The following is a 12,894-nucleotide window of genomic DNA, read 5'->3' on the forward strand; positions in this document are numbered from 1 at the left end:
GTCAAAAAATGTTAACGCGCTGGGCAAGCAGCAGCAGTGCTAAAAGGATGTTGAGAGCCTGTATTGGTAGGATCGTATGCGGTGAGAACTACCTGACCTTTATCGTTGAATATCCATCCTTGGGCAGGAACGCGTCTGGCAGTTACAGTGGTTGCAGGCTTTATAGTTGCACTAGGAGAATTACCGGAACTGGCAACAGGTTGTAGCAAATCAACGCGGACATTATTACTGCTGAGAGCTTGATTAGGACTTGTTGGTAAACCACCGCGTCCAGTGACAACAAATTCATTGCCGATGCCTTGTCTACAAGGACTTTGAGCAATTTTTTGTTTGGTATCTGTGACAGTTTCTGGCAATTCAACTAACCCGCGACTGGGGTCAACTTCTGGTGGTTGAATGCTGATAGTACCATTTAGTTGGGGTTGTTGCGAAAAAGCAGTAATGTCACTTGTGGATAGATTTATCGGATTTAAATCTGGAACACCTAATCTCTCAAGGTCTGCTAGACTACGTTCTACTAGCCCAAAGATGCGGGGAGAATTGATTGTAATATTTCCTCCTCGACCTTGGGAAGCATTAGCGGTGATATCGTTATTTTCTGAAGGTACGGCTATCACAAAGCCTCGGTAATTTGGCAGATTATTGATAAAAATGTTGCCACCATTACCGTCTCCACCAGCAGAGGTAGAAATTTCACTATTGCCGCGCATACGCAAGTAATCTTGCACGTTTAAGTAAATATTTCCGCCATTTCCTGACTTAGCTGTAGCATTGATACCTCCTTGGTTATCCAAAAAAATAGAGCGAGATTTCACGTTAATATCGCCGGCATTTCCTGTACCTTCACTACTTGCAGTTATTTCAGCCCCATCCCGAATAATTAACTTTCCAGTTTCCAAGTTTATCGCACCACCATTAGCTGTTGTATCTCCAAAGGCTCTACTAGATATAGCACTGTTAGAGCCAATCACATCCGTTGACTCAGAAGCCTTTAAAACTAATGAAGCTGCGTTTCCTTGGCTGAAAGTAAAAGTTACCAGTAGTGCCCCATCTTCTACCCGGAGCCGTTTTGTTTCTACAGTTAACCTAGCACCATTACCGCTTGCTGTTCCCTGGACAACAGTACCTAAGGCAGTGGAAATAGCACCATTGTCTGATATGCCATTTAGTGTCACAGATTCAGAAGCGTTGACAATTGTGTTACCAGCAGTGCCAACACCATAAGTATCCGATCCGACCTGTGAACCACCGCGTTGGATAAACTGTCTAGTTCGCAGAATTAAATTGCCTCCAGTACCGTTGCCATTTTGGGAGACGGCTGTATATAAAGTGCTAGGAACCAAACCTTTTTCTGATACTCCCGTGCCGATGACTTCCAAAGTATCTGAAGCATTAACGCTAACAGTTCCCCCAGCTTCAGAGCCAGTAAAAGCAAAAATTCCAGAACCATCAGTCAGTTTGACATTTCTACCTTGTACTTGAATATCTCCAGCACCTGCATTGCTACTAGTGTCTATTGATGCCTTTCCAGACAAAAAAATGTCCCCCAAAGAAGACACATTTTCATATCCCAACTGCCAGCCTTTGTCTATGGGTGTCAAACTGACTACACTAGAACCTGCGACACTGCCAACTTCAATTCTGCCACCATCAGCGATTAAATTTCCTCCTTCCAGGTTCACACTACCCCCTACAAGAGCGAGAGTTTTACCGGCTTGGACTACAAGACCGGGGGGAGTTAATCCTCTTGTAAAGGTAAAATCTTCTGAATCAAAGCTGAGATTGTTACCCTGACCCTGTACGCGAATTTCTCCGGGGTTATCTCGAAACCGTAAACCAACGGGAATATTCACCTGTAATAAAGGTGGTGCTTGCGGGTTGGTGGCACTAAATTCAAACCCGTTGTCAAATAGAAGACTGTTTGCCGAACTTCCCAAAAAGGAACCACGCACATCTAAACTAGAATTCGGTCCAAAGAAAATTCCGTTAGGATTTATCAAGAAGAGATTGGCGTTACCTAATACACCTAATGTCCCCAAAATATTAGAGCGATTTACCCCAGTGACGCGGGTGAGAATGTTTCCAACCCCGTCTGGATTGGAAAAATAGGCTGCTCTTCCGGCATTGACGTTAAATTCGCCAAAACTATGGAAAAGGTTTTCCCCGCGTCTTGCACCTCCATTAATCTGATCGATTTGATTGATGGGAATGTCGTTAATTGCTTGATTTGGCTGTCCAACTGTGGAAGTTTCTGCGCCCAAACTGTTATCTGGAGTGATTTGCGCTTTCGCACTGGTCATTAAACCAAAGGTGCAAAAAAAGGTTAATAGAAAGAGGGTTTTCCAACTCTGTTCCATATCGTACTTACCTTTTTAGGTTTTATACCAGATTATCTTTTTTTTGTCAATAAAATTGTCAAAAAATATTAACGCGCAGGACCTCACCCCCTTCCCCTCTCCTTAACAAGGCTACGGTGTACACACAAGTTACAGATTTTTGATTCGGTATAGAAGCCCCGACGATTAAAATCGCGGCTACATGAACAAAGTCCGCGATTAGGCGGACTAAATTGTTATACGAAAAACATCAATATAAACTCGTAGTCCCGACGATTAAAATCGCGGCTACACGAACAAAGTCCGCGATTAGGCGGACTAAATTGTTACACGAAAAACATAAATAAGTAGTCAGACAGAATTAATTACACAATGTCATTGCGAGGAACGAAGCAATGACTGTAAATATTTTTGTCCGACTATTTATAAACTCGTAGTAAGCGCAAAGAGCGCTTATTTTAGGCACTGAAGTGCCTACTACAAAGTTAAAAAAATGTTAACGTGCAGGACAAGCAGCGGCAGTTCTAAAAGAACGTTGAGAATCTGTATTGGTGGGATCGTATGCTGTGAGAACTACCTGATCTTTATCGTTAAATATCCATCCTTGGGCTGGTACGCGTCTGGCAGTAACAGTGGTTGCAGGCTTTATATTTGCGCTAGGAGAATTGCCGGAACTGGCAACAGGCTGTAGCAAATCAACGCGAACATTATCACTGCTGAGAGTTTCATTAGGAGTTGTTGGTAATCCCCCACGTCCAGTGACAACAAATTCATTGCCTAAACCTTGTCTACAAGGATTTTGAGCAACTTGTTGAGTGGTATCTGTGACAGTTTCTGGTAGTTCAACTAACCCGCGACTGGGGTCAACATCTGGGGAATCAACTTGTACAGGAAGGCTTAAAGACGGATTATCTCGTGAAATGGCAGTGATGTCACTTGTTGGTAATTGTCTGGGATCTAAATCGTCAGGACGTAATCTCTGCAAATCTGCTGCGCTGAGTGGGGCTATGCCAAACAAAGTAGCATTAATTATTACTTGCCCACCGCTACCGTTGCCAGCATTGGCGGTAATGTCGTTATTTTGGGGAAAAGCGACAATGAAAGGAGAGTTGATTGTGATGTTACCGCCGTTTCCACCTTGTTGACCGCCTGCGTTAGCAGAAATAAGGCTTTCGTTACGCAACCGGATAAAGTTTCGTAATGTCAAATTGATGTTACCACCGTTAGCTGATTGAGTTGAGGCGTTGATAATTCCGCGATCGAGGGTTAAGCTATTTCCTGTAATGGATAGATTACCGCCTTGTCCCTGTCCCTGACTATCTACCGTTACTTCAGCACCGTCACTAATCGCAATTGTTGGGAACCTATTCTGCTCTTGTTGAATGGTGATATTTCCCCCATTACCTGTAGAGCCAGAAGCAGTGTTAGCAAATATACCACTATTAACTCCAGTAAAAGATACGCGATCGCTTGCACTAATCGTCACGTTGCCTGCATTTCCATTACTTAAAGTATTGGCTATTATTTGAGCGCCATTGGTGAAAGATAAGTTTTTTGTGGAGATTTGAATACCACCTGCATTGCCGATGGCGTTTTGTTGCACATTACTTCGGATGCCACTGGTAACTGTATTGCTTCCTACCCCCGAAGCAAAGATACTATCGCTAGCTTGGATTTTGACTGTGCCTGCGTCTCCTGTGGCAAAAGTGCTGGCATTTATAATCGCACCATTGAAGAGAGAAAGTGTTCCTGTAGTGATGTCAATGCCACCAGCGTTGCCTACAGCATTCCCTTGCACGGTGCTGAAGATTCCAGAAGAAAATCCAGTACTTCCGACCCCATCAAGAGAGATATCGCTAGCTTGGATTTTGACGATGCCTGCATCTCCCATGCCAGATGTAATAACACTTAGAGAAGCTCCATTTTTCAGAGAAAGTGTTCCTGTAGTAATGTCAATGCCACCAGCATTGCCCGTTCCTCCAGACCCCACTGTACTAAAGATGTCACTATCTCCAGCAAGGGAAATATCTCCATTTTCTGTCCGAAGCGTCACGTTGCCTGCATTTCCTGTGCCAAAGATGCTGGAACTGATTTGAGAACCATTTGTTAAGGCGATCGCATCACCAACTTGTAGTGATATATTGCCGGCAGATCCATTCCCTGTATTTCTCGCTCTTAATAAAGCGTCATCAGTGAAGATAGAACTAGCGTTGATGGTAACGTTGCCCGCATTACCACTGGCTCCTGACAGCACATCGCTAAAAATACCACTACGATTTCCGTCTGAATCGCGACCAGCAATCCTAACAGTGCCACTAGCTTGAACAGTTATGTTACCAGCATTATTCTCTTGTCCAGCACGAACTAAAGTTTGCAGTTGGGCACCATCAGTTAGGGTAAGATTTCTCGTGGTAATATCAATTTTACCAGCATTGCCCATTCCTCCAGACTCCACTGTACTAAAGATGTCACTATCTCCAGCAAGGGAAATATCTCCATTTTCTGCCCGAAGCGTCACATCACCTGCATTTCCTCTGCCAGAGATGCTGGAATTTATTGATGAACCATTTGTTAAGGCGATCGCGTCACCAACTTGTAGTGATATATTGCCGGCAGATCCATTCCCTGTATTTCTCGCTCTTAATAAAGCGTCATCAGTGAAGATAGAATTAGCATTAATGGTAATACTGCCGCCATCACCGCTGGCTCCTGACTGCACTTCGCTAAAAATACCACTACGAATTCCGTCTGAATCGCGACCAGCAATCCTAACAGTGCCACTAGCTTGAACAGTTATGTTACCAGCATTATTCTCTTGTCCAGCGCGAACTAAAGTTTGCAGTTGAGAACCATCAGTTAGGGAAAGATTTCTGGTGATAATATCAATTTTCCCAGCATTGCCCATTCCTCCAGACTCAACCGTACTGAAGATGTCACTCCCTCCAGCAAAGGAAATATCTCCATTTTCTGCCCGAAGCGTCACATCACCTGCATTTCCTGTGCCAGAGATGCTGGAATTTATTACAGAACCATTTGTTAAAGCGATCGCGTCACCAGCTTGTAACGATATATTGCCGGCAGATCCATTACCTTCATTTCTCGCTCTTAATGAAGCGTCATCAGTGGAGATAGAGCCAGCGTTGATGGTAACGTTGCCCGCATTCCCACTGGCTCCTGACAGCACATCGCTAAAAATACCACTACGAATTCCGTCTGAATCGCGACCAGCAATCCTAACAGTGCCACTAGCTTGAACAGTTATGTTACCAGCATTACCCTGTTGTCCAGCGCGAACTAAAGTTTGCAGTTGAGAACCATCAGTTAGGGAAAGATTTCTGGTGATAATATCAATTTTCCCAGCATTGCCTATTCCTCCAGACTCCACCGTACTGAAGATGTCACTCCCAGCAAAGGAAATATCTCCATTTTCTGCCCGAAGCGTCACGTTGCCTGCATTTCCTGTGCCAGAGATGCTGGAACTGATTTGAGTAGCATTTGTTAAGGCGATCGCATCACCAACTTGTAATGATATATTGCCGGCAGATCCATTACCTTGATTTCTCGCTCTTAATAAAGCATCATCAGTGAAGATAGAGCCAGCGTTGATGAAAATGTTGCCCGCATTACCGCTGGCTTCTGACAGTACATCGCTAAAAATACCACTAGAATTTCCGTCTAAATCGCTACCAGCAATCCTAACAGTGCCACTAGCTTGAACAGTTATGTTACCAGCATTTCCTGTGCCAAAGATGCTGGAACTGATTTGAGTACCATTTGTTAAGGCGATCGCATCACTAACTTGTAGTGATATATTGCCGGCAGATCCATTACCTTCATTTCTCGCTCTTAATAAAGCGTTATCAGTGAAGATAGAGCCAGCGTTGATGATAATGTTGCCCGCATTACCGCTGGCTCCTGACAGCACATCGCTAAAAATACTACTAGAATTTCCATCTGAATCGCGACCAACAATCCTAACAGTGCCAGTCGGAACATCAATCCTCACATTGCCACCATTTCCCTGCCCATTTTCACGAACACTGGATTGCAATGGTGATCCATCGAGCAAAGAAAATGAGCCAGCTTTGATAGTAATGTCACCCCCCTGACCATTTCGCGTTACATTACTAAATACATTAGTGCTATTAATAGAAACTTCATTGCGGGCATTGAGAGAAATATCGCCAGCGCTACCAGAGCCAAAGTTAGTGGAATTCAAGTCCCCTAAGTTCATGACAAATGAACCAGTTGTAATGCCGATATTACCACCATTAGCAATAGTTCCCGTGTTGACATTATTCTCAATTCGGCTTTGATTTATTCTTGTTTCTCCCGTTGCATTCAGGGTAATATTTCCGGCTGAATTGTTAGCCGTTTCTAAATTACTGGCAATGCCAGCAGTCAGTAAACTTAGTCCAGAGATGCCGATATTTCGAGCGTTGATATCAATACTTCCACCACCCAATTGATTAGCAATGACATTGATTCCTGCCCGATTGGTCAGAGATACATCACCTCGCGTTACACCATCGGGAAAATTCAAGGTTTGATTAGCATTAATTCCAACGGTTCCTGCTGCTGTCAAACCTCCTAACTGTACTCGACCTCCAGTAGCCTGCAAAACACCACCATCTAAATTGACATTTCCACCTACTAAAGTTAGATTCTGTCCTACTGGTACTTCCAAAGTGGGATTATTAAACCCACTTGAGATGCCTGCTAAACCATTATTTTGACCAAGACCCTGTACGCTAATTTCTCCCGGACTATCCCGAAATCGCAAACCAATGGGAATATTTACGGTTAATAATGGTGGTGCTTGGGGGTTGGTGGCACTAAACTCAAACCCGTTGTCAAATAAAAGACTGTTTGCCGAACTTCCAAAAAAGGAACCACCTAAATCTAAACTGGCATTGGGTCCAAAGAAAATTCCGTTGGGATTAATCAAGAAAAGATTGGCATTACCCAATACACCTAATGTTCCCAAAATATTAGAGCGATTTATCCCAGTAACGCGGGTGAGAATGTTTGCGATTCCCGCTGGATTGGAAAAATATACTAGCTGTCCATTATTAACGTTGAATTCCTGAAAACTGTGGAAAAGGTTTGCCCCACGAGTTGCACCCCCACCAATCCGATCAAAGGAAATACCTTGAATACTATCAGGATTAATATTAGAATTTTCTGCACCCAAACTGTTATCTGGAGTGATTTGCGCTCTAACGCTGGTCATCAAACCCAGAGTGCAACAGGTAGTCAAGAGAAAAAGCGTTTTCCAATTCGGTTTCATAATCTTTTGTGGTAATAAATTTTCAAAAGGTGTGTTGTTGATTTGAAATAATGCTTCGGTGCGACTTATTCTTGAAACCCTCTGGTAAACCTCCCCCCTACAAAGACCTTGGTTTTGCGTTGCTCTCCTACCCTGCAATAAATTGCGGGCTAATAGCCTAAGTCCACAAAGCGTGGACTGGAAATTTCTCCTTTATGTAACAGAATGTAAAAGCCTTATAACCTTTGCGATTACTTCGCTTCACTCCGTTACGCTCGTAATGACATACCTGTAAATTTTTCAGCAAGCCCTACTTAGTCCTCTTTAGAGGACTTTAGCTATTAGCCTTGGAATTAATTCCAAGGCGGGATAGCAACGAAGCCAGAAAGTGAAAAAATGTAAGTCATGTTTCTCGCAAACCTAACCCCCAACCCCTTCCCTACAAGGGAAGGGGAGCAAGAATCAAAGCCTCTCGGACTGTGGGGGAGAGGAATGGAAGCGGGGTTTCCATAAGTTGCACCGAAGCGTCAATTAGGATTTTCAATTATTTACCGACGCCTAAAAAGGACTGTAATTAATCGAAAAATACAGACCTTGCTCTTGCAAAGTGCGATCGCTTGAATTAACCTCAACTAAGGGAAAACCATAATCAAGACGAGCATTAAGCTGATCCCCCATTTGCCATTGCAAACCTACCCCCGTTCCCACCAAAGTGTTCGGATCGGGATTAGAATTCCCTGAACTATTCCAACCAATGCCAAAATCGATAAAGGGTACTATTTGCAAAAGTCCGTCTATCTGATTTACCCGCAGAATCGGTAATCTAAATTCCGCTGAAGCAAAAAAGCCATTATCAACCAAAAACTGATCCTGACGATAACCCCGGACGCTTTGCAATCCTCCAATGCTAAATTGCTCTAAAGGTAAAAGGGATCTGGTTGCAAATTGTGCGTCAGAACGAAATACAAACAAGGTTTCCGGTGCTAAAAGTCGCACATACTGTCCTTGTCCCCTCCAGGAAAAATACCTTCCATCAGGAGGTTGGCTGTTGACAGTCGCATCAAACAACCCTACCCCAAGATTAAATTGAGAACGAAGGGCTACAACTTGCTGGGGAGTGCGTTGTGTATATTCCTGAAAGAACCGCAAAACTGATAAGCGAGTTTCCCCATTATCGTCAGATCCAGGAGAAATCGGAAAGTTTTCTCCTAAAATTTGGGTCTGGCTTTGCTGTCGAGATAAAGTTAGACCTAATGCTAATTCTTCGGTAGCTGTTTCAATTATCGGCTGGCGGTAACTCAAATCTACGTAAAAATAGTCACCTACAATATCAATGCGATCAAAGGGTGGTTCAATGACGTTAGTGTCTGCAAATCCGCCAGATAAAGTAAGTGTACCATTGCGAGGATTGAGTGGTACTGAATAACTCAAGTCTAAGGTGTTACTACCATCGGTATTCGTATATTGTGCCGTTGCGCGATCGCCAAACCCAAATAAATTGCCTTCGTTGATCCGCACACCCCTACGAAAACTACCTACACTAGGAACACGACCATTATCAACAAAAAATTCTGTTCTAAATGAGTCTGCTTCTACTACCTTGACTTCCAGTAAACTCTGTTCCGGACGCGATCCCACAGACAGTTCAACCGAAATATTTTTAATCAAGGGGTTAGTTTGCAATACTTGCAGCGCTTTCAACAAGCGAGTTCGGTTCAAAGGTTTTGAAACACCAAGTCTAATCCGACTGCGGATGTACTCTGAGTTCAAACGGCGATTACCTGTTATTTTAATGCCTTCTATTCCACCTTCAACAACCTCAACTTTGACTACCGCACCCTCTCTAGAAAAGGCTTGGTCGGCTGGAATAAAAGCACCAGAATTAATGTACCCAGCATCAGTGTAGAGCTTTGTGATTACAGCTTCAACTTGTAATAATTTCGCAAAAGTAATTGGTGTATTAGTAAATTCCTCTGTAACTTTTCTTAACTTTTCATCATTAAATGCTGTGTTACCTTCAAACTCAAAGCTTTTAACGGTGATACTTCCAGGAATCTCTGGGCGTGGTTCAGATGAAGGAGGTTTCCCTGGAGTTTCCTCGATAGGAGTTTCTGGTAATGGCTGGGGAATCGGAATTGGCTGTGGAGGTGGTGGTATCGGTGGAACAGGATTGATATTTGGCTGTGAAGGTGGTGGTATCGGTGGAACAGGATTGGGAACTTGAGATAGAATAAGAGGCGTTGCTGTAGTGTTGTAACCAGGAGTCAAAAATTCCGGAAAAGGTATTTCAACCTCCAGAAGCTCATCAGTCAAGCTTTCAGCTAAGGCTTTATGAGCAGAAAAGGTGATTAACGCTTGCACGATCAACAAAGCAGTTAGATTGTTCAAGCCCCTGTGATGCTTGCCCAGAATCATAGTATTATGTACTCCTCAGCAAAATTTTTGTTATTCAAGGCGATCGCTGTATAAAAATAAACGGACTATGATTAATTTAAGTTAAAATTTATTTACCACATATTGTTATTTATAGTCACTAGAATCATAATAAAAGTTAACTCACGGCTCAGGGTAAAAACCTAGAAGTGTCTTTGATTATCCGTAAATTAAAACTAAGTTAAAGCTAAAAATGAATTGTTAAGCTGAAAATAATATATAGTTGTCACTTAACATAAATTTAGATTCGGGTTATATAAATAAGTTGATTTCTATGTGGGTGCAATGAATGAGGAGAATAAAATTATACAATGAATTCCGCTCGAAATGCTTAGTTAAACGATATCGCTTGAGCATAAAAAACTAAGTTAACTAAAAATGGCGAAACAGAAGGAAGTATTACTAGTTGGACGCTACAAAATTATAAAAGAATTAGCAAGAGGAGGCTTTGGTATAACCTCTCTTGCTGAAGATACTATGTCGTCTAACTGTCCTTGTGTGGTGAAACAACTCTACCCGCAAAACTCAGATATTATTGAAACAGCAAAACTTTTATTTAAAAGAGAAGTTGCTATTTTGAAATATTTGCAACAAAAGCAACAGATACCAAAATATTTTAATTATTTTGAAGACGAACAAAATGGACAAACCCATTATTATTTAGTTCAAGAATATATAGACGGTGAACCTCTGCAAAATCTAATTGTTCAGCAATGGACACAGGCAAGAGTTATTAATTTTCTGAAGGAAATTCTCTCTATTTTAAAATATCTGCATCAAATAAATGTTATTCATCGTGATATCAAACCCCCGAATGTGATGAGAAGGGAGCAAGACAAGAAGTTTGTCTTAATTGACTTTGGTGCGGTCAAACAATTAGATATTAACTACTCATCTTCTCAAGAACAGCATACCCAGACAATGATTGGAACTACTGGATATGCTCCTCCAGAACAAATGGCAGGAAGACCAGGTTTTTACAGTGACATATACGGTTTAGGTATTACCGCAATCCAGCTTTTAACTAAAATACCACCCAAAAATTTAAAACGGGATGCAAAAGACAACATTATATGGGCTGATGGGCTTGATATTGATGAATCTTTATCTGCCATTTTAACAAAAATGGTCTACCCTAATCATGAACAACGTTATCAGTCTGTAGAAGATGTTCTTAATGATTTGAGTGACTTTACAGCAATCAACGAAGAAGATTTTATCCGTAGTTTATACACACCTTATAATGCAAATACAATTAATCCTTTCAACATAGCTGACTTCCCAACTGTCAGCCAAAGTTCTAATAATTTAAATACTAAACAACCACCAACATCTAACCAGAAGACAACAGTAAGTAGTTTCTCAGGGTCAAAATTGTGGAAAATCACACTTCTACTGACAGCATTAGGTGCGATCGCATTATTGATAGAATTTATTCATCCATTTATTAGACCTTTATATTATTCTTATCAAGGTAATCGTTTACTTGATATACGTCAACCAGAAAAAGCTCTCGAACAATTTCAAAACTTGATAGCAATTAATCCCAACTCTGCCACAGCTTGGAAAGGAAGAGGTGATGCTTATTTAAGTATAGGGCGCGATTTGCAAGCTTTAGAATCTTATAATAAGTCGCTCTTTTTTGAACCTAACGATCCAAAAAGCTTAAATAATAAAGGTAAAGCGCTATATAAGTTACGTAGATATAAAGAAGCTTTAGAAGTACATGAAAAGGTACTTAAAATTAACCCTGATAATCCGGAAGCTTGGAGTGGAAAGGGATTAGCTTATATTGGGTTGAAACAGTATAAAGAAGCAAACGATTCTCTGGAAAAATTGAAGCAAATCAATCCTGACAAACCAAATGTTTGGCAGCAAATAGGTTTGGTTACAGAACTTTTGCAAGGATCGCAAGCTGCAAAGAAATTCTATGAAGAAGCAGTGTTATCTTATGACGATCTTCTCAGAAGAAAACCGAACGATGTGGTTGCTTTGACAGAGAGAGGATCTGTCTTACTAAAATTAAACCGTCTTCCAGAAGCGCTTGATTCTTATGAAAAGGCATTAAAAATTGACAATAATTTTTATGAAGCTTTAGTTGGTAAAGGTAATGCCCTTGGTGGTTTAGGAAAACCTCAAGAAGCACTTTTCGCTTTTAATCGAGCTACTGAAATTCGTCCGCTAGATTATCAAGTATGGTTTACGCGAGGAAGTTTGCTGGCACAATATATGAAAGACTATAACGAAGCTTTAAAATCCTTTGAAAAAGCAATTGAACGCAGATATGACTTATCTGATGCTTGGGTGAACAAAGGTGCGGTATTGTTAGAGCTAAACCGTTACGATGAGGCTTTGGTTGCTTTTGATAAAGCTAAAGACCTTCAACCGAAAGATCCTTATGTCTGGGCTAACCGAGGATATGCTTTACAGAAATTGGGAAGAACTCAAGAAGCACGCAATTCTTATAACCAAGCTGTTGAACTTGGGTTTCCTCGTGAAGAGTTAAACATGATCAAATAATCAGACGTTACATCATTTCACTTTAATAGTGAAACATGTAAAGATGTAGAAACTTCGTCTCATGTCCGCCAAATTACCCATAATAAAAGAACCCCACCCCCAACCCCTCCCCGCAAGCGGTGAGTCCACTCGGCGGTTGCCTGTACCGTCCCGTCGAAGTGGCGAACCCGGAGGGGGAGGGGAGCTAAAGCTGTTTGGGGTTCCGGATCTGTTTGCTTAATTGCCTGGACATGATATCAATAGGACTTACGCAAAAATACCAAAAAACGAACCGCCTTCTGGTGCGTCGGCTTCCGCCAACGCGTTAGCGTCTCCCCTTCTCCCTTGGCGTCTCCG

Annotated in this window: 4 protein-coding genes; 1 reads left to right on the forward strand and 3 read right to left on the reverse strand. The window is 41.9% G+C overall.

Annotated elements, in window-relative coordinates; all coding sequences use genetic code 11:
- Nucleotides 1-11: 11 nt before the first annotated feature.
- From TOL9009_RS0118120 to TOL9009_RS0118130, 3 genes are all read right to left on the reverse strand, one after another.
- Nucleotides 12-2,357, reverse strand: a complete 2,346-nt coding sequence (locus tag TOL9009_RS0118120; RefSeq protein WP_029634038.1) for a two-partner secretion domain-containing protein — start codon at nucleotides 2,355-2,357, stop codon at nucleotides 12-14.
- A gap of 475 nt (nucleotides 2,358-2,832) precedes the next feature.
- Entirely contained in the window at nucleotides 2,833-7,626 is a 4,794-nt protein-coding gene (locus TOL9009_RS42230) for a beta strand repeat-containing protein (protein ID WP_051502945.1), read from the reverse strand.
- Nucleotides 7,627-8,163: 537 nt separating this feature from the next.
- Nucleotides 8,164-10,020, reverse strand: coding sequence for a ShlB/FhaC/HecB family hemolysin secretion/activation protein (locus TOL9009_RS0118130; protein WP_029634039.1), 1,857 nt, complete (start codon nucleotides 10,018-10,020; stop codon nucleotides 8,164-8,166).
- 396 nt (nucleotides 10,021-10,416) lie between these two features.
- Between TOL9009_RS0118130 and TOL9009_RS0118135 the strand changes: the two genes are divergently transcribed.
- On the forward strand, nucleotides 10,417-12,558 hold the full coding sequence (locus tag TOL9009_RS0118135) for a serine/threonine-protein kinase (RefSeq protein ID WP_029634040.1): 2,142 nt from the start codon (nucleotides 10,417-10,419) through the stop codon (nucleotides 12,556-12,558).
- Nucleotides 12,559-12,894 lie beyond the last annotated feature (336 nt).

The organism is [Scytonema hofmanni] UTEX 2349 (assembly GCF_000582685.1).
GTDB classification, from domain to species: domain Bacteria; phylum Cyanobacteriota; class Cyanobacteriia; order Cyanobacteriales; family Nostocaceae; genus Hassallia; species Hassallia hofmanni.

Bases quoted from the DNA above. Each gene is read 5' to 3' on its own strand.
- TOL9009_RS42230 (WP_051502945.1), bottom strand. From the start codon at position 7,626: ATGAAACCGAATTGGAAAACGCTTTTTCTCTTGACTACCTGTTGCACT.
- TOL9009_RS0118120 (WP_029634038.1), bottom strand. From the start codon at position 2,357: ATGGAACAGAGTTGGAAAACCCTCTTTCTATTAACCTTTTTTTGCACC.
- TOL9009_RS0118130 (WP_029634039.1), bottom strand. From the start codon at position 10,020: ATGATTCTGGGCAAGCATCACAGGGGCTTGAACAATCTAACTGCTTTG.
- TOL9009_RS0118135 (WP_029634040.1), top strand. From the start codon at position 10,417: ATGGCGAAACAGAAGGAAGTATTACTAGTTGGACGCTACAAAATTATA.